At 39.0% G+C, this 18,028-nt stretch carries 18 protein-coding genes; 8 read left to right on the top strand and 10 right to left on the bottom strand.

Annotated elements, in window-relative coordinates:
* The first annotated feature begins 12 nt into the window (after positions 1-12).
* The 7 genes from AC012T_RS22295 (at position 13) to AC012T_RS22265 (ending at position 5,250) form a co-directional block, all read left to right on the top strand.
* Complete coding sequence (locus tag AC012T_RS22295) at positions 13-186, top strand: hypothetical protein (protein WP_487060861.1); 174 nt, start codon at positions 13-15, stop codon at positions 184-186.
* Between the two features lie 33 nt (positions 187-219).
* Positions 220-492, top strand: a complete 273-nt coding sequence (locus AC012T_RS22290; protein WP_487060860.1) for a hypothetical protein — start codon at positions 220-222, stop codon at positions 490-492.
* A gap of 322 nt (positions 493-814) precedes the next feature.
* The gene (lpdA, locus tag AC012T_RS22285) at positions 815-2,245 is read left to right on the top strand and encodes a dihydrolipoyl dehydrogenase (protein WP_487060859.1); all 1,431 of its coding nucleotides are present in this window, start codon (positions 815-817) and stop codon (positions 2,243-2,245) included.
* A 127-nt stretch (positions 2,246-2,372) separates the two neighbouring features.
* Complete coding sequence (trpC, locus tag AC012T_RS22280; RefSeq protein WP_487060858.1) at positions 2,373-3,257, top strand: indole-3-glycerol phosphate synthase TrpC; 885 nt, start codon at positions 2,373-2,375, stop codon at positions 3,255-3,257.
* 35 nt (positions 3,258-3,292) lie between these two features.
* Entirely contained in the window at positions 3,293-3,505 is a 213-nt protein-coding gene (locus AC012T_RS22275; RefSeq protein ID WP_487060857.1) for a hypothetical protein, read from the top strand.
* A gap of 111 nt (positions 3,506-3,616) precedes the next feature.
* On the top strand, positions 3,617-3,865 hold the full coding sequence (locus AC012T_RS22270) for a DUF5340 domain-containing protein (RefSeq protein ID WP_487060856.1): 249 nt from the start codon (positions 3,617-3,619) through the stop codon (positions 3,863-3,865).
* Positions 3,866-4,098: 233 nt separating this feature from the next.
* Entirely contained in the window at positions 4,099-5,250 is a 1,152-nt protein-coding gene (locus AC012T_RS22265) for a pyridoxal-phosphate-dependent aminotransferase family protein (protein ID WP_487060855.1), read from the top strand.
* A gap of 49 nt (positions 5,251-5,299) precedes the next feature.
* Here the strand turns inward: AC012T_RS22265 and AC012T_RS22260 are convergent, their stop codons facing one another.
* From AC012T_RS22260 to AC012T_RS22235, 6 genes are all read right to left on the bottom strand, one after another.
* Positions 5,300-5,509, bottom strand: a complete 210-nt coding sequence (locus AC012T_RS22260) for a hypothetical protein (protein ID WP_487060854.1) — start codon at positions 5,507-5,509, stop codon at positions 5,300-5,302.
* 191 nt (positions 5,510-5,700) lie between these two features.
* Entirely contained in the window at positions 5,701-5,928 is a 228-nt protein-coding gene (locus tag AC012T_RS22255; protein ID WP_042465138.1) for a DUF2949 domain-containing protein, read from the bottom strand.
* A gap of 515 nt (positions 5,929-6,443) precedes the next feature.
* Positions 6,444-6,971 carry a DUF192 domain-containing protein gene (locus AC012T_RS22250; protein ID WP_487060853.1) on the bottom strand — a complete coding sequence of 176 codons (528 nt, stop codon included), beginning with the start codon at positions 6,969-6,971 and terminating at the stop codon, positions 6,444-6,446.
* Positions 6,972-7,273: 302 nt separating this feature from the next.
* Positions 7,274-8,917 carry an acetolactate synthase large subunit gene (locus AC012T_RS22245; RefSeq protein WP_487060852.1) on the bottom strand — a complete coding sequence of 548 codons (1,644 nt, stop codon included), beginning with the start codon at positions 8,915-8,917 and terminating at the stop codon, positions 7,274-7,276.
* Between the two features lie 105 nt (positions 8,918-9,022).
* Positions 9,023-10,390 carry an NAD-dependent succinate-semialdehyde dehydrogenase gene (locus AC012T_RS22240; RefSeq protein WP_487060851.1) on the bottom strand — a complete coding sequence of 456 codons (1,368 nt, stop codon included), beginning with the start codon at positions 10,388-10,390 and terminating at the stop codon, positions 9,023-9,025.
* 145 nt (positions 10,391-10,535) lie between these two features.
* Positions 10,536-12,155, bottom strand: a complete 1,620-nt coding sequence (locus tag AC012T_RS22235; protein WP_487060850.1) for an adenylate/guanylate cyclase domain-containing protein — start codon at positions 12,153-12,155, stop codon at positions 10,536-10,538.
* Between the two features lie 918 nt (positions 12,156-13,073).
* Here AC012T_RS22235 and AC012T_RS22230 point away from each other — a divergent pair.
* Complete coding sequence (locus tag AC012T_RS22230; protein WP_487060849.1) at positions 13,074-14,603, top strand: VanZ family protein; 1,530 nt, start codon at positions 13,074-13,076, stop codon at positions 14,601-14,603.
* 24 nt (positions 14,604-14,627) lie between these two features.
* On the opposite strand, the gene ylqF is transcribed toward AC012T_RS22230, so the two are convergent.
* The 4 genes from ylqF to AC012T_RS22210 form a co-directional block, all read right to left on the bottom strand.
* Complete coding sequence (gene ylqF / locus AC012T_RS22225; protein ID WP_438889169.1) at positions 14,628-15,509, bottom strand: ribosome biogenesis GTPase YlqF; 882 nt, start codon at positions 15,507-15,509, stop codon at positions 14,628-14,630.
* A 29-nt stretch (positions 15,510-15,538) separates the two neighbouring features.
* On the bottom strand, positions 15,539-15,910 hold the full coding sequence (locus AC012T_RS22220) for a VOC family protein (protein ID WP_487060848.1): 372 nt from the start codon (positions 15,908-15,910) through the stop codon (positions 15,539-15,541).
* Between the two features lie 111 nt (positions 15,911-16,021).
* Complete coding sequence (locus AC012T_RS22215) at positions 16,022-16,756, bottom strand: Uma2 family endonuclease (RefSeq protein ID WP_487060847.1); 735 nt, start codon at positions 16,754-16,756, stop codon at positions 16,022-16,024.
* Positions 16,757-16,837: 81 nt separating this feature from the next.
* Positions 16,838-17,644: an ADP-ribosylglycohydrolase family protein gene (locus AC012T_RS22210; RefSeq protein ID WP_487060846.1), complete on the bottom strand. Its 807-nt coding sequence runs from the start codon at positions 17,642-17,644 to the stop codon at positions 16,838-16,840.
* Positions 17,645-18,028 lie beyond the last annotated feature (384 nt).

Here is an 18,028-nt window from a genome sequence, read left to right as displayed (position 1 = left end):
ACAGAATTGCAAATGAAACCTGAAGAAGATAGCCGTTTGAGTGAGTTGCTAGACAGACAACAAGCTGGTATTTTCACAGAGTTAGAACATTCTGAATTACAAGCACTAATGAAAATTTATCAAGAAGGGCTATTGCGGAAATCTACTGCATTGAGCGAAGCTGTAAAACGTGGGTGGGTTAATTAAAGAGTTAGGTGCGTGATTTCCAGGAGAGAAATAATGAGCTTTTCAATTGAGCGTGTTTTAAGTGAAATTGATCAGTTGACTCTAGTAGAACAGATGCAGGTATTAGAGCATTTGGTGAAGCAGATGAAGCAATCTGTAGAAGCTGTTGCGGTAACTCCAAAAACTAAGTATAAGGTAACTGATTTTTATGGCATAGCTCCCAATTTACTAGCGGGAATGGATGCCCAAGAATGGGTAAATCAGTTGCGGAATGAGTGGGAAGAACGCGAAATACAGCCATTGCTGCTGGTTGTGAGGCGTTTTTGACGAATGATGTGGCTTTAAAACGGGTAAAGGAGTTGAGAGTTTTGACTATGGTTGAGTTGGAAGTTTAAAAAATGATGAGCAAATCTAAGTCCTTGATTAATATTCCCGTTACTCTAAATATTCAACACATCCGCTGTACCAAAACTCAAAAATATTGGAAAATCCGCTAAAATTGCACAGTGTGATGAAAAACCCATTATCAAAATATAACTATAATTTTACCCAGTCATCCTCATTCTGAACAATAACGCATCGGCTGAAATGTTGCCACAGAGGGGATATACAGTTAAAACAAGTAGGCTAAAAAAACGGGGAGACTAACGTGAGTTCTGAATTTGATTACGATTTAGTGATTATCGGCGCGGGTGTAGGTGGACATGGCGCAGCCCTACACGCTGTTAACTACGGTCTGAAAACAGCGATTATCGAAGCAGCAGATATGGGTGGAACCTGTGTCAACCGGGGCTGTATTCCCTCTAAGGCGCTGCTGGCGGCTTCTGGAAGAGTGCGGGAGTTACGCAACGCCCACCACCTGAAATCTTTGGGAATTCAAATTGGTAATGTAGAATTTGATCGGCAAGCGATCGCTAATCATGCCGATAATCTTGTTTCTAAAATTCAAGGTGATTTAACCAACAGCCTCAAACGCTTGGGAGTCGATATCATTCGCGGTTGGGGAAAAATCGCCGGGACGCAAAAAGTCACCGTCACTACAGACAAAGGTGAAAAAACCATCACCGCCCAAGATATCATTCTTTCCCCCGGTTCTGTTCCCTTCGTTCCCCCCGGAATTGAAGTAGACGGTAAAACAGTTTTTACCAGCGACCAAGGGGTAAAATTAGAATCCCTACCCAAGTGGATAGCAATTATTGGTAGTGGTTACATCGGCTTAGAATTTTCTGATATCTACACCGCTTTGGGCTGTGAAGTCACCATGATTGAAGCCCTAGATGTATTAATGCCAGGATTTGACCGCGACATTGCTAAACTGGCAGAACGGGTTTTAATTACTCCCCGCGATATTGAAACCAAAGTAGGAATCTACGCGAAAAAGATTATTCCTGGTTCTCCAGTCGTGATTGAGTTAGCAAACTTCCAAACTAAAGAAGATTTAGAAGTTTTAGAAGTAGATGCTTGCTTAGTAGCTACAGGACGCATTCCCGCTACCAAAAATCTCGGTTTAGATGCTGTGGGTGTGGAACTGGATAAACGGAATTTCATCCCTGTTAACGACAGTATGGCGGTACTATCAGCAGGTGAAGTTGTCCCCCACCTCTGGGCTATTGGTGACGCAAATGGGAAGATGATGCTGGCACACGCGGCTTCTGGTCAAGGTATCATTGCTGTCGAAAATATCCTTGGTAGAGACAAAAAAGTAGACTATCGCAGCATTCCCGCAGCCGCTTTCACTCACCCAGAAGTTAGTTATGTGGGTTTAACAGAAACAGCAGCCCAAGAATTGGGTTTAACTGAAGGATTTGAAATTGCTACCAGTAAGAGTTATTTCAAAGGTAATTCTAAAGCTTTAGCAGAAAACGAAGCTGATGGTATCGCTAAAGTGATTTATCGTAAAGATACAGGTGAAGTCTTAGGTGTGCATATTTTCGGATTACACGCATCAGATTTAATTCACGAAGCCTCAGCCGCAGTTGCTAACCGGCAAACTGTGCAGAACCTCGCCTACTTAGTCCACGCCCATCCTACACTATCAGAAGTACTGGATGAAGCTTATAAAAGAGCGATCGCAAGTTAGAAGAAGGTGACAGGGAACAGGTGACAGGTGACAGCAGAAAGAAGTAAGAAAGATAAATATTTCTCCCCCTGCACCCTGCGCCCTGCGCCCTGCGCCCTGCCCCCTGTTCCCTATTCCCTGTTCAAAAATGCAAATTCGTCGTCGTTCACCTAGTCAGGCTATTGATATTTCTATATTGCGCTATCAGATAGCTATGCCAGATTCCACACCAAATAATATTTTAGAGGAAATTGTTTGGCAAAAAGAAATAGAAGTTGAGCAAATGCGGGAAAAGCAGCCTTTGGCAGAACTGCATAAAAAAATCCTTTCTGCACCTCCAACCCGTGATTTTATCGCCGCACTTCGTCAAGGTAAAACCAAACCTGCATTAATTGCTGAAGTTAAAAAAGCTTCTCCTAGTAAGGGCGTTTTATGTGCAGATTTTGATCCCGTAGAAATAGCCAAATCCTATCAAGCAGGTGGTGCTAGTTGTCTTTCTGTCCTCACAGATAAGAAGTTTTTTCAAGGTAGTTTTGAAAACTTATGTTTGGTTCGTGCTGCCGTAGATTTGCCAATACTATGTAAGGAATTTATCATTTATCCTTATCAAATGTATTTGGCACGAATTAATGGCGCAGATGCAGTTTTATTAATTGCGGCAATTCTCAGCGATCAAGATTTACAATACTTTGTCAAAATTGCTAACAAGCTAAAAATGGTACCTTTGATAGAAGTCCATAGTTTAGAAGAACTTGACCGAGTTTTAGCCTTAGATGGTGTTTCTTTAGTCGGTATCAATAATCGCAATCTAGAAGATTTTTCTGTTGACTTACAAACCACCTGTCAACTACTGAAAGAAAGAGGTAGTCAATTGCAGGAAAAAAATATTCTCGTAGTCAGTGAATCAGGACTTCATCACCCAGAGGATATAAGTGTAGTAGAAACAGCAGGTGCATCAGCTGTACTCATTGGTGAATCTTTGGTAAAACAACCAGATCCAAAATTGGCGATTACTAATCTTTTTGGTAAATAACAGGGGGCAGGAGTCAGGAGTTCGGAGTTTCTCCTATGCCTACGGCACGGCTTCGCCGAACGGAGACGCTACGCGAACGGAGTTCGGAGTTCGGAGTCAGGAGTCAGGAGTCAGGAGTCAGGAGTCAGGAGTCAGGAGTCAGGAGTCAGGAGTCAGGAGTCAGGAGTCAGGAGGAAGAAGGAAGAAGGAAGAAGGAAGAAGGAAGAAGGAAGAAAAATAAAATATTCCCAATGACCAATGACCAATGACCAATGACTAATCACCCATTACCAATTACCAAAATTTGTTTCCTGTGTAACAATTTATTTAGAAGAGATCAACTCTGAATTAGACAAAATCTAAGATTTTAAATTAACTTCATGGAGCAACTTCCTTTACCTGCACCTATCCATTACGAACTTATACTTCAACTTTTAGAAAAGCAAACCATGAATGCAGTGAGTCAGAACTCAGATTTACGGCATCAGGTCAGTCAGCTAATTGTTACCCTGCGGAAAGCTGCATCACAACAAAAGCGACTGGAAGAAAATTGTCAAGCCTCTGCTGTTACGGTTGACCACCGTTGGTCACTTAATCATCATGGCGAAAAAGTCATCACTCCAGATTAATACCTACTGAATATGTCACTCTCTCAGCTACCATAAATTGATGACAGGTTTGGTTTCAAACCCACTCAGGTGGCCTTTGCTTCTTCGGTAAGACGTGTAGCGTCTTGCCTGTGTAGCTTTGATTAATCATCGCTGGGAGCAAGATGTGAGTAGATGAATATCTAATAATTTGCCATCAGATTTAACCATTCTCACACAATTTTGACTTTTATTTGAGTTTTAGGATAGAGATAATGGACGACAAGTTGATGTTGATGATTCCTGGCCCCACTCCGGTTCCAGAAGCGGCTTTACTGGCATTAGCCAAGCATCCTATTGGACACCGCACCAGTGAATTCAGCAACATGATGGGTGAGGTGACTCAAAACCTCAAATGGCTACATCAGACTGAAAGTGATGTGCTAATGCTGAATGTTAGCGGTACTGGTGCGGTGGAAGCGGGAATGATTAATTTTCTTTCTCCAGGCGATCGCATTTTAGTTGGTTCTAATGGTAAATTTGGTGAACGTTGGGTAGAAGTTGGTCAAGCTTTTGGGCTAAATGTCGAAGCTATCACCGCAGAATGGGGACAACCCTTAGACCCAGATAAGTTTGCTGAAAAGTTGCAAGCAGACACCAACAAGGAAATCAAAGCTGTCATTATTACCCACAGCGAAACTTCCACAGGTGTAATTAATGATTTGGCAACTATCAACAGCCATGTGAAAGCACATGGAGAAGCCTTAATTATTGTTGATGCTGTCACCAGCTTGGGTGCTTACAATGTACCTGTTGATGCTTTAGGTTTAGATGTAGTCGCTTCCGGTTCCCAAAAAGGCTACATGATACCCCCCGGTTTAGGATTTGTGTCTGTTAGTCCCAAAGCGTGGGAAGCTTACAAAACTGCGAAATTGCCAAAATACTATTTAGATTTAGGTAAATATCGCAAAGCTACTGCTAAAAATACAACTCCTTTTACTCCCCCAGTTAACTTAATGGTGGCACTACACACCACTTTGGGGATGATGAAAAAAGAAGGCTTGGAATCAATCTTTACTCGTCACGAACGGCAAAAAAATGCTACTCGTGCAGCAATGAAGGCTTTAAATCTACCATTGTTTGCAGCGGATGAATGTGCCAGTCCAGCAATTACAGCCGTAGCAACCCCAGGAATAGAAGCGGATAAAATTCGGTCATTGATGAAAAAGCGCTTTGATATTGCTTTAGCTGGTGGTCAAGACCATCTGAGTAATAAGATTTTCCGAATTGGTCACTTGGGTTTTGTGAGCGATCGCGATATCCTCAGCTGTATAGCCTCACTAGAAGTAGTTCTCTTAGAACTCGGCCATGAAAACTTCAATTCTGGTGCAGGTGTAGCCGCAGCAGCAAGAGTTTTTGGACAATAGTCATTGGGCATTGGGCATTGGGCATTGGGCATTGGGCATTGGGAAGATTTTATTTTTCTTCCTTCTTCCTTCTGACTCCTGACTCCTGACTCCGAACTCCTGACTCCTGACTCCGAACTCCTGACTCCTGACTCCTAACAACAAAAGGGCGAGTTGTTTGATTAACTCGCCCTTTTATTTTGAATGTCAATAAGTAAAAACGCTCAAAGTAAATTTCTCCATCTATCAAACTTTGCACAAGGCAGAGTCGATTTGACATACCTCAATTCTCCTGAAGTAGCTCAACCGTTCCACATTTAATTTGCATACAGTCATACCATTTTAGATTTTGGATTTTAGATTTTGGATTGGAATTCCTTTTTATATCTGAATTCTGTAGATCCATCTGTCGCCATTATTCTTCTTTTTTGGTATTACTAGCAATGGATTTTTAAATTTTGAATTCCTTACTTATGCCGTTTCTAGCCAATCATAAATTTGTTCTAACTGCTCTAGAGTAATCAACCCATACTGCCAAAGAATCATAGTTAAAGAACCTGGGTCTTGCTCACGGTGACGCAGCGCTACAGCGAGGGAAGCAGCGGAAATTGCCAAATCTTCTTGGAGAAAATTAATCAAACGAGAATATCTTGATGGTGCCATTTTTATCTCACCTCCTTGGGTAGAGTGTATTATCATATATCGTTTCCTCTTTTCTTAGCGATCTAAAGCCAGTATTTTATGTGTCACTATGCTGTGACTTGATAAATAATTCAGCACAGTTTGTTTATTATTCCTCTCAGAGCAAATTAGATTAATGGTTCTGAGAGTTTTTGCAAAAAAGTAACTTTCATCCGGCTTGTTTAACTAAATCTGAAAGTAGCGCTAACTCCTAGTCAAATTTGCTTCATCCTGTTTACTTCGTTGTGCTTGATGTAATTACACATCGAGTAAAAAAGATTCCATGCCCTATACTCCTCTATTGATGACTATTTACACTTATGTCAAAGGGAGGATTTTTCCAACTAAACTCTGAAGCCGGGATTTTAGTTGGAAAGTAAGCAAGGTTGATGTTATTAGCACTACAGCTAAATATTAACCTCTTAACTATTATTGTTACTATTCTACGGAATAGTTTTTTTACAAAAAATCTTCATCAAAACTTGATGAATTTTTCATAAAGTAAACAGATTATGAGGATAACAGATAACTAATTACTCAGAAGCACCAGACTTTAAGAATTTAATTTTGACCTGATCGTTTATCTGTAAGCCTAATTCGGTAGCTCGTCCTGCCCTAAGTTCAATTACTTGGTCTATTGGTACATTAGGCCCATAGGTGGGGCAAGGCTGACTATTACAAGGAGGTGCAGCAGTTTGAATATACTTTATTACCCCATTATGGAGAAAGACCATATCCAAAGATACAGGTACATTCATCATCCAGAATTTGACTGGTTGTGCTGAAGGAAAAACAAACAACATCCCTCGGTCATCTGGTAAAGCTGGTCGATACATCAACCCCATCATCTGCTGTTCGGGTGTTTCTGCTACTTCTAACTTTATTTTTGTCCCCTTGGGAAGAGTCGCTTCAGCAGAAATTGGCAAATTTTGACCTTTAGGTGTTGATGTTTGAATTTGGGAACCTGATGTCACAGTAGGAGGTTTAGCTGTGGTTGCTGGAGAACAACCCATCAGTAAGACACTCAGCAATATAGGAAACAAACTTAGCCGACGCAACATAAGTAATTCAAATTTTACTCAATGGTTCAAGCGATTTCCTGTAAATTCAAGACACATTGTTTGAATAATTACGATTTTTGTGATTTAGATTTTGATTTTACAGAAATTTCAGGAAAATAGCCCGCTATTTTAAATTATTTTTTGTAGTAAAATTCCCTAGAAAAAATCCCACCCCTGTTGAGGATGGGAAGTTTAACAGGATTCTAAGCAAAAAGGTGGTGAAATCCTTGATTTACCGTAGGGGCAATTCATGAATTGCCCCTACAGGGTTTCCCCAGCCTCGACTCGACTGTATGACATCACTAAATATCACAATGTAAGTCATCAGCTTTTTGAGTAAAGCGACGGTTCTCTCGATAATCTACGCGACAATCGATCACAGCAGGTACATCTTGAATTAGAGCTTCTTTAAGCACAGGAATTAAATCAGTTGCAGATTCAACTCGATAGCCTTTTAATCCCATACTTTCTGCGAATTTAACAAAATCAGGATTGCCAAAATGCACAAAAGCCGAGTTACCTTTACCAAATTGATTTTCCTGTTTCCACTCAATTAAACCATAGCCACCATCATTAAAAATTAAAGTGACAAAGGGTGTACCTACACGCAAAGCTGTTTCTAATTCTTGGCAATTCATCATAAATCCACCATCACCGGTTGCAGCGACAACTTTACGATTAGGATTGACAAGTTTTGCGGCTAAAGCTCCAGGAATTGCGATTCCCATAGCAGCAAATCCATTAGAAATAATGCAAGTATTAGGACTATGGCAATGATAATGTCTTGCCATCCACATTTTATGTGCGCCAACATCGGAAATAACAATATCATCTGGTCCCATTACTTGTCGCAAATCATAAATTAGTTTTTGCGGTTTAATCGGGAAGCCTTCATCATGGGCGTATTCTTCGTAATCAGCGCGAATATTAGAACGTAAGCTAATGGCGTAAGGGTTTGGTTTACCTTGTCTGTCTGCTAATTTTAAGATTTCATTGAGGGAATCAGAAATATCCCCGACAATTTCTACTTTGGGAATATAACTACTATCAATTTCTGCGGAAGTTGCAGCTATATGTATAATGGGAATTTTGCCTTCAGGATTCCATTTTTTGGGAGAAAATTCGATTAAATCGTAGCCAATTGCGATGACTAAATCTGTATTATCAAAGCCGCAGGTAATAAAATCTCGTTGTTGTAATCCCACTGACCACAATGCTAAGGGATGGGTGTAGGGAATTACGCCTTTGCCCATGAAAGTATTGACAACGGGAATATTCATCTGGGTGGCAAATTGCGTGACGGCATCACTAGATTGGGCGCGAATTGCGCCATTGCCTACTAAGATGATGGGGTTCACGGCTTGAGAAATTGCGGCGGCGGCGGCACGAATGCTGGCAAAAGAGGCATAGGTTTTTTCGCTATTATCTTTATGCAGAGGTTTGCCTTCGACGGGCATAGCGGCAATATTTTCTGGTAAGTCGATGTGAACTGCACCGGGTTTTTCGGTTTGCGATCGCTTGAATGCCTTTCTCACGACTTCTGGTGTGATACTTGGTCTGACAATCTGCTTGTTCCATTTGGTGACTGGTGCAAACATCGCTACCAAATCCAAGTATTGATGGGATTCGATGTGCATTCTATCTGTTCCCACCTGTCCTGTAATTGCCACTAAAGGCGCACCATCTAGGTTAGCGTCTGCTACACCTGTCATTAAATTAGTTGCCCCAGGGCCAAGAGTGGAAAGACAAACTCCCGCTTTTCCTGTTAAACGTCCATAAACATCTGCCATGAATGCTGCACCCTGTTCATGACGAGTTGTAATAAATTTAATGGATGAATTTTTTAAGGCTTCTAAAACATGGAGATTTTCTTCACCTGGAAGTCCAAAAACATATTGCACTCCTTCATTTTCTAAGCACTGTACTAATAATTCTGCCGTATTCATTTGATTTCCTCAAAAATAATAAATAAGTCTTGGAACTGGGGAAGATGAGGAAGAATATTTATCTTTACTTCTTTCTGTCACCTGTCACCTGTTCCCTGTCACCTGTTACTTCACCCAAACAGTCTTGATATTCACAAATTCGTGTATGCCTTGAATGCTCAATTCTCGTCCGTATCCAGAACGCTTAATACCACCGAAAGGTAGGCGGGGGTCGGATTTGACCATGCTGTTAATAAATACTGCACCTGCTTCAATTTCTTGAATCAAGCGATCGCTTTCTTGTTGGTTGTTTGTCCAGGCACTTGCACCTAAACCAAAGGGACTATCATTAGCTAATTTAATGGCAGCGTCGATATCAGGAACCCGGAATAACAACGCTACTGGGCCAAAAAATTCTTCTTGAGCGATCGCTGTATCTACTGGGATATCTATGATAATAGTTGGCGGATAAAAGTTGCCAGGAGAATCTGCTACGCGATTTCCACCGATGAGGACTTTACCACCGCTTTTCACAGCAGTTTTGACTTGTTTGTCTAAATCCTCCAGAATATCGACAGTTGCCAATGGGCCTAAATCGGTATCTGGTAGCATGGGATCGCCAACTTTTAGCGCCTGAAATTTTTCTAACAGTAGTTTTTCAAATTTATCAGCTACTGCTTCGGCGACAATAAAGCGTTTAGCGGCAATACAAGATTGCCCACTATTTAACATTCTGGCTGTGACTGCGGTGGTAACTGCTGTTTCTAAATCTGCACTTTCTAAAACGATAAAGGGATCGCTTCCCCCCAATTCCAAGACGGTTTTTTTGATTTGTTTGCCACAGGCCGCAGCTAGAGATGCACCTGCTGGTTCACTTCCCGTCAAAGTAGCAGCTTTTACGCGGTCATCAGCCATTAAATCGGCAACTTGAGCAGCACCGATTAACAGAGTTTGAAATGCACCTGCTGGAAAACCTGCACGGTGGAGAATATCTGCTATTGCCAAGGCACACTGGGGGACATTGGAAGCGTGTTTGAGTAAGCCGACATTGCCTGCCATTAGTGCTGGTGCAGCAAAACGGAAAACTTGCCAAAAGGGGAAGTTCCAAGGCATGACAGCCAAAATTATCCCTAATGGTTGATAGCGGATGAAACTATGACTAGCATCGGTTTTGACTGTGACATCAGCCATAAAACCAGGTGCATTTTCGGCATAATAGCGACAGACAAAGGCGCATTTTTCCACTTCTGCGATCGCAGCTTTCAATGGTTTACCCATTTCCAGGGTCATTAATTTACCAAAATCTGCCTTTTCTTGTTCTAAAATTATTGCTGCTTGTTGCAACCAGTGCGATCGCTCAGTAAAACTCGTTTTTTGATACTTTTCAAAAGCCTGCTGTGCCAAATCTAGTTTAGCGGTGATTTCTCCATCACTCAGCGGCTCAAAGGTTTTGAGAGTTTCCCCGGTAGCGGGATTAATGGTGGCTATAGCCATGACCTGACCTCCCGTTTAAAAATAGCTTGAGGTAGCTTCCTAGTGTTACACAGATTAATCACCAAAGCTATATCAAAATTTTAACCCTATTGTGTAATTCCCCATGTCTCTATAGCCTGGCGATGTATACGAATTACGAATTAATTTAATTCATTTTTGTCTGATAAACCTTAATGAAACGATTAATACCTTTAAAACGATAATCTCCCATTTCCTGAAACTCCGAGCATTGTGAAAGCATATTATAAGTAACTTCACTAATCACACATTCACCAGTAGGACAGATTGGTTCCATTCTGGCTGCTACATTTATTGTCGTTCCTAATGCTGTATAGTCTACCCTTTGAGAACTACCAACATCACCCACAACAGCTTTACCACTATTAATAGCAATGCGTAATTGTAGAGGTTCATCCCAAAAATTATTAGCATTGAGATTTTGCAAACGATTCAGCATTCCCTTAGCCGCTGCAACAGCAAGATCGGCATGATCTGGTTGTGGTTCTGGAGCGCCGAAAAATGCCATAATGCAATCCCCAATATACTTATCTAAAGTACCACCATAAGCAAATACTTCTTGTAGCATTTCCTCAAATAAATTGTTTAATAATTCAGCAATCTCTGTGGGTGTAAGTCGTTCAGAAATAGCAGTAAATCCCACCAAATCAGCAAACAAAATACTGATTTCACTTTCAGCAGGAGCCAACCGTCCATTCTTCATACCTCTAACTGATATCAACTGCTTTACCACTGCTGGAGAATGATACCGTTCTAGACGGTGACGAATCACCTCTTCAGTTCTGAGTTTATCTACCAATAACCAACGTTGAACACTAGAAGCAACAATATTTGCTAAAGCTGAAAAAAAGCTCAGTTCTTCCTCCCCTTCTTCTTCCCAGCGGGAAGAATAAAGTTTACCGTCGGCATAGAGAACACCAACCACCTTATTTTCATCCCATAAAGGTACTGCCATGACACTCATAATACCTTTAAATAAAATACTAGATTCACCAGAAAAGCGTTCATCGCTTTGAGTATCAGCACTTTGAATAGCCACTTTATCAGTAAACACTCTTTGGCAAATACTGCGACTAATCCAGTTGCCATTAGATAGTAAAGTTTGCTGTTGAGAAATATCCTTAGTTGCCGAATTTATTAAATCTAAATAACCAGAACCATCAACATCAATTAATAATGCCAATCGTTCTATACCATCTATATAACGAAAAACCACCTCTTGAACTTGAAAAAAAATCTCTTCAATAGATGCTGCTGCACAGAGATTTTTAGCTATATCTACCAAATCTTTCAGGCGGGCAATAACTTTATCTTTATTATTGTTAATATCATGAATATCACTAGCTTTTATCCATTGTTGTTGGAGTTCTTCAACATTCCTCAAAATAGTTATTTGCTGACTATTAGGTTCTGTAATTGGTACATATTGAACGGGTAAAAGTGAATCAGCTAATGAAAACATAACTGTCAATCTGACATTACCCAACCAAATAACATCTCCGTCACTCAACTCTTGGACTGAGGTAACAGGTGTTAGATTTACTTGTGTCCCATTTTTACTACCCATATCCTCGATAACCCACTTATCATCAATAGTTTTGGTTATGCGGGCGTGTTTACGGGAAACTCCCCCAAAAGGTAAAAACAAGTCGCATTCTGGCAAACGACCGATAATAAATACATCTTGATTTACTGAAACCGAAGTCTCAGTATTACCCTCTGTTAGGAGTAGTATGAGTTCTGTCATGGGTGTAATACATTTATACGGGCAGTTAGGAACACAAGTATTAAATCTAACTTTTTTTTCAGAACTTTTACACATCAGATATCAGACATAGGGATTAACCAGGCTGATTGGTGTAAGTTATAACATTACCTTGTCTTTATGACACTGTTAACGGCATTGCGACAAGTATCGCCGTATTAAATATTACAATACTACAAAAGTAATAATTTTATAGCGTGGGTATTACCTAGGAGCAAATCAGCAGGGGATAACCTACTCTCAGCCAGCTACAACCCTTTATCTCTGTAGACGTAGCAGGAAGCAGCTTTTTTCCAGCAAGACAGTCCTTTTTTTGCCTTGGTTGAAAAAAAATGGAGTAACTATTGTTAGTTAGTTGACCATGTTATTACATAAATCAATAATATAAAAAAGTTGTGACAATTAATTATAGTTAAATAAAACTTCCAGTATTTATTACCAGCTTATAGCCAGTATTTTTTGTAATTAAAACTACAAAAATGATTTTTTTTGAATGTAGTTTAATTCAAAGATGCTGGCATTGGATAATATGTAAGAATTCAGGATACAGAATGTTTGATCTAGCAGGGAACTCATAAAGGAAGAGAAAAATTTTATTCTTTCTTTTTTTTCCTGACTCCTGAATTCTTACGATAATATTTATTTATCATAGAGGTTCACGACCACTTTATCTACCTGAAAAACACTGCACAACAACTTATATTTGCAGTCAGTCAATTAAAATGTGTTACTTATGACAATACTTTTATCAAAATACATTCACTCTATAATGATGGGGCTATACAAACAAGGACTACCTCTCCAGACTCTCAATATTTAAACCCACACAAGTGGACTTAGTTTGTATGGTTCTAGAATTTTATTCTGTGAAGCTGTTTAGAAATTGGTGAAGATATTATTATGGCTCAAGATGAAAATCAAAAACATTTCTGGTCAAAATTATATCTAGTGAATTTGCTGCTTGTATTATTTAGTATTTTGGTAGTATCTGTAGCTACACTTTACCCCTTTAATTTTTCATTACCTCAGAGTTTTTCTACATCTGAATTTTTTGCTAGTTTTAACAATGCCAGTTCTTTCCAAGATCAGGTAAATAATGTTTTATTATTTATGCCTTTGGGTTTTTGTTGTGCCAATTTTCTACAGAAATTGAAAATCAAACCAGGATTAAAAATTTTCATTGTTTTCTTGCTGAGTTCTGGTTTATCTTCAACGGTTGAAGTTTTACAAATATTTATTTCTTCAAGAACTCCAACCCCAGCAGATATTATCAATAATACGATTGGAGGATGTTTGGGTTTTGCAGTTTTTTATATCTGGAATTATCAAAGTCTAAGTAAAAGATTCTCACAAATTCAAGCTGGTAGTTCGAGACAATTAAATCAACGAATCACGGGCTTAATTGCAGCTTATGTATTTTTTATTTTACTGATTTCATTTATCTGGCAAAGTACAACAAATTTAAGTAATTGGGATTTAAATTATCCGTTGATACTTGGTAATGAAAGGACAGGAGATAGACCTTGGCAAGGATATATTTTGGAACTTTATATTACTGATAGAGCAATATCAAATCATGAAGTAGAAAAAGGCTTAAATAATGCTAATTACTTTCAAAATATTAGTGATTCTCTTTTAGCTAGTTATCAATTAAATGGTCAATGTTGTGGTCAAGAGAAACAAGGAAATTCACCAAAACTATTATGGAAAGGAAAACCTACAAATATACGAGAAGGTAAAGGCATTTTTTTGAGTTCTAGCCAGTGGTTACAAACAGCCAAGCCTGTAAAAAATATCAGTAAAAATATCAGTAAAAAGTCTGAATTTACTCTGAGTACTACTCTTGCAACTGACAATATTCAACAAACGGGTTCAGGACGGATAATTTCTATTTCTAATAATTCTTTGCGGCGTAATTTGACAATTTTACAACAGCATGATTCTCTAGAATTAAGGTTAAGAACACCAATTACTGGGGAAAATGGTACAGATTTACAATTGATAGTTCCCAATGTTTTTACAGACAAGGAATTTCACCAAATTCTCATCACATATTCTAAAGGAACCATTCAAGTCTATATCGACAATAAACAACGTTCTTACTCTTTCAATTTACTAGAGTTGATTCCCTTCCATCAAAAAGTATTTTATTACGCTCTGACTTTTATTCCGTTAGGTGCAGTTTTAGCTTTGCTGAGTCTTTTTGCCAAAAATAGGGTGATATTATCTCAGATATTAGTTCCTAGTGGCATTTTATTACCCTCAGTCATTTTGGAAGTTATTTTGATAAATGAAAGTGATAAAAGCCTCAGTTGGAAAAACATTTTCTTAGGAATATTATTTACATCAGGAACAATGCTAATTTTGAAAATGCGAGCAAGTAGCTTAAAAGTTAGGAGTTCGGAGTTCGGAGTTCGGAGTTCGGAGTGAAAGTTACTTAATAATCTATTGTCATTATTGAGGTGGCACTTCTAAGGGTATACTGCCTAACAGTCCTTTGCGAAAATCGGTGATGAGAGTTCTTGCAGCACGTTCTACATCTCCTTTGTAGCGATGTTCTGCTAAGACTTGCAAATATTCTTCACCTGTATGGATAATGGAGTCAACTTCGTAGCGTGAAAGTAAGGGGTGTGCTGGTAATAAATGAGGGTGGGTTTCTTGAAGTTGGTTGACGATATCTACAAATGCTGCGGCTATGAGTTGATTATCGTAAGAGGCTTCACCAATATCATCACAAATGGCTAATTTAACGGCTGCGTCTTGATTTTCCATTCTGGAGGGAATGACACCGGGAGCATCTAGTAGTTGTAATTGATCGGAAATTCTTACCCAACGCAGTTGACGAGTGACTCCAGGACGCGCTTCACTAGCAACTACTCGCTTTCCTAAGAGACGGTTGATTAATGCTGATTTACCAACGTTGGGAAAACCTATGACGACAGCACGGACTGCGCGGGGTAACATTCCTCGATCTTTTCTGCGTTGATTAAGTGCTATTCCTGCGGCTTGTGCGGCTTTGGTGATAGCTGTGATACCTTGACCGTGTTGAGCGTTGGTAAAGTAGGGGATTTGTTCTTGGTTTTTAAACCAGTCTGTCCAGTGCGATCGCACTTGTGGCAATATCATATCTAATCGGTTAATCACCAATATCCTTGACTTATCCCCCACCCATTCATTCATTTGCGGATGGTTTGTAGCTAAGGGAATACGAGCATCTCTCACTTCTAAAATCACATCTACCCGTTTTAGCTGTTCTTTGAGATTTTTTTCAGCTTTGGCAATGTGACCGGGATACCATTGAATCAGATTTAATTTGTAGTTTTGAGTTATTGACATTGAGGAATTGGGGAATAATTATTTGTCAGTTACCGATGATGAGATTGATGTAAAATTAAGCGGTTGCCGTCGGGGTCATAGGCATAAACTTCTTGACCGTGGGAAGCGCTGGAAATGTCTCCTGGAGGGGGATAGCCTAAAGATTTTAGGTGAGTTATGGCATTTTCTAAATTACTCACTTCTAAACACAAACTGAGCGGACTTTTAGTATTTACTGCAAATTCTACTTCATTATCTTTTTTGGGTTTAAAAATACCTAAGCTGAAGTTTGAAATTTGAAACTCAGCATAAACATTGGGAATGAGATTTTTTGGTTCTTGTTCTAGTAGCTGAATATAAAAATTCACCAAATTATCAAAATTAATCGTGGCAATAGTGATGGATATATCATTATATTGCATATTTATTTTTAGGGACATCCAAAATTCAGGAGTCAGGAGTTCGGAGTTCGGAGTCAGGAGTTAGAAAGAAGAAGGAGTTAGGAGGGAGAGTGAGAAAGGATCTAAAAGGATCTAAATTGTATCTGGGTCAATTCCTAATTCTCGCAGTTTTGCTGCTAAACGTTCCGATTTTTGTTTTTCTTGTTCAGCAAATTCTTCAGGAGTGAGGATGATTAATCCTTCATTTGTAAAATAGCGCAATTTATTTTCATGAATACCTAAATATAAACTTAACTGCTGACTCCACAACCAACCTTGATTGTTAGATTCTAGAGGTTGATAAGTACCACCAACCAAAATAAAACCAGCCAATTCTAAATTATTGGGATCAAACCAAAAATATTCGGGGGTGCGAAAAATATCTTGATAAATTTGTTTTTTTAACCCTTTATCAATTGATACGCTTGCATCTGAAATTAATTCAATAATTATATTAGGATATTTACCATCTTCTTGCCAAACAACCCAACTTTTACGAGGATGGCGTTCTGCATTTTTGACTACAAAAAAATCTGGGCCACGAAAGTCTTCTGATTTAGGCTGACGGGAACTATAATAAACTGTTAAATTACCAGAAGCATAAAAATCATTACGGTTTCCCCACCACAATTCTAAACATTGTAAAAGCAGAATTATCTGGCGTAAATGTGAATCACTTTCTAATGGTGGTTCATTACTTTCTAAATCCTTGGTCGGAAAAATTACATCTCTTGGGAGTTCAAAATCTAATGGTGGTTCATCACTATATAAGTCTCCAGTTGGAACAATTAAATCTTGTGGGAGTTCAAAATCTTGGGAGATAGACATAGCGGTAAATTGGAAGATAATCTAATTTTAGAGTAGCACGGAGAATTTACAAATTTTAAAATCCGTACTTATCAGTATACCCTATGCGTAATATTGAGACATAAATTTATCAGTAATAGTCCAGAGATGATCATCTAATTTAGTGAAAATCCATTCTGCAATATCTTCTGGAACACCACTATAAAATGGTTCGGCAATACTACCTGTAATACAAGCAATAGTCCCACTGTCTCCACCTATAGAAATAGCGTTACGAATTGCATCTTCAAAATCAGTTGATTCTAAAAAAGCAATAATTGCTTGAGGAACAGAACCTTGACAAGACATATCATATTCATAATCAGGTCTAATTTCGTCTAAGGTTTGTTCTAAGTTATAACCAAAAGTCTTTTGGATATAGGATTTGATGGTAGTTTTATCATGGCCAGTACGGGCTAAAAAGATAGATGCGGCTGTTGCTTGTGCGCCTTTAATACCTTCAGGATGGTCATGAGTGACTTCGGCACAATGTTTTGCTTCTTCTAATACGATATCTAGGTTATCAAATGCAGATGCTATTGGACTAACCCGCATAGCTGAACCGTTACCCCAACTGTTGTACGGTTCGGTACTACCGGAATCTGCCCATTTCATAAAGTGATTACCATAATTAGCATGGGGATATTCGCCGTAATAAGATTTAAATTGCTGAATATATTGGAATTTATCAATATACTTAGTTTTGTCAGGGAATTCGTCTGCGTTGAGAATAACTTCTGCCACTGCCAGGGTTAATACTGTATCATCTGTGAAATGACATCTATCATCGAAAAGGGGAAAGTCCTTGGTTTTGATATTGTTAAACTCATAGATTGAGCCAATAATATCACCTGCGATCGCACCCAGCATACTTAATCTCCAAGCTGTAATAATATTTAAGTTAGTTTTTCCAGATTGATATACTGCAAACGGTTGAAAATTGAACTTATGTCATACTGAGCGTAACGTAGTGTAGCGAAGTATCTCGGAGATTCTTCACTTCGATCAGAATGACACTTTTAACCCGTTTTTAGTATAACAGCGTCTCTGGTTCTCTTTTCCCAGAATGCTGACTCTTAACTAGTAAAACATTACCTCCGGACTAATGCACCTGCAAATTCCCTGACTGAATAGGTGCAATATACACTAAATACTTCTCACTCAGGATTTGCTTCATCAACACGTTTAACCGGAATTTCTGCACTAAAAATTACTCCGGCTTGCGTATTTTCTCTTGTGCTTCTCCTGGTATTT

The sequence above is a fragment of the Anabaena sp. EIM26 genome (genome assembly GCF_057568715.1).
Note: the sequence above shows the minus strand (reverse complement) of the source record. Positions and strands in the feature narration are given on the sequence as shown.

What these genes read in the sequence shown, in the direction of transcription:
- AC012T_RS22250 (WP_487060853.1), bottom strand. Translation starts at nt 6,971, where the DNA reads ATGTTGCGTCGGCTAAGTTTGTTTCCTATATTGCTGAGTGTCTTACTG.
- AC012T_RS22270 (WP_487060856.1), top strand. Translation starts at nt 3,617, where the DNA reads ATGGAGCAACTTCCTTTACCTGCACCTATCCATTACGAACTTATACTT.
- AC012T_RS22235 (WP_487060850.1), bottom strand. Translation starts at nt 12,155, where the DNA reads ATGACAGAACTCATACTACTCCTAACAGAGGGTAATACTGAGACTTCG.
- AC012T_RS22295 (WP_487060861.1), top strand. Translation starts at nt 13, where the DNA reads ATGAAACCTGAAGAAGATAGCCGTTTGAGTGAGTTGCTAGACAGACAA.
- AC012T_RS22290 (WP_487060860.1), top strand. Translation starts at nt 220, where the DNA reads ATGAGCTTTTCAATTGAGCGTGTTTTAAGTGAAATTGATCAGTTGACT.
- AC012T_RS22210 (WP_487060846.1), bottom strand. Translation starts at nt 17,644, where the DNA reads ATGCTGGGTGCGATCGCAGGTGATATTATTGGCTCAATCTATGAGTTT.
- AC012T_RS22230 (WP_487060849.1), top strand. Translation starts at nt 13,074, where the DNA reads ATGGCTCAAGATGAAAATCAAAAACATTTCTGGTCAAAATTATATCTA.
- AC012T_RS22260 (WP_487060854.1), bottom strand. Translation starts at nt 5,509, where the DNA reads ATGTCAAATCGACTCTGCCTTGTGCAAAGTTTGATAGATGGAGAAATT.
- AC012T_RS22275 (WP_487060857.1), top strand. Translation starts at nt 3,293, where the DNA reads ATGCCTACGGCACGGCTTCGCCGAACGGAGACGCTACGCGAACGGAGT.
- ylqF (WP_438889169.1), bottom strand. Translation starts at nt 15,509, where the DNA reads ATGTCAATAACTCAAAACTACAAATTAAATCTGATTCAATGGTATCCC.
- trpC (WP_487060858.1), top strand. Translation starts at nt 2,373, where the DNA reads ATGCAAATTCGTCGTCGTTCACCTAGTCAGGCTATTGATATTTCTATA.
- AC012T_RS22255 (WP_042465138.1), bottom strand. Translation starts at nt 5,928, where the DNA reads ATGATAATACACTCTACCCAAGGAGGTGAGATAAAAATGGCACCATCA.
- AC012T_RS22245 (WP_487060852.1), bottom strand. Translation starts at nt 8,917, where the DNA reads ATGAATACGGCAGAATTATTAGTACAGTGCTTAGAAAATGAAGGAGTG.
- AC012T_RS22220 (WP_487060848.1), bottom strand. Translation starts at nt 15,910, where the DNA reads ATGCAATATAATGATATATCCATCACTATTGCCACGATTAATTTTGAT.
- AC012T_RS22240 (WP_487060851.1), bottom strand. Translation starts at nt 10,390, where the DNA reads ATGGCTATAGCCACCATTAATCCCGCTACCGGGGAAACTCTCAAAACC.
- AC012T_RS22215 (WP_487060847.1), bottom strand. Translation starts at nt 16,756, where the DNA reads ATGTCTATCTCCCAAGATTTTGAACTCCCACAAGATTTAATTGTTCCA.
- AC012T_RS22265 (WP_487060855.1), top strand. Translation starts at nt 4,099, where the DNA reads ATGGACGACAAGTTGATGTTGATGATTCCTGGCCCCACTCCGGTTCCA.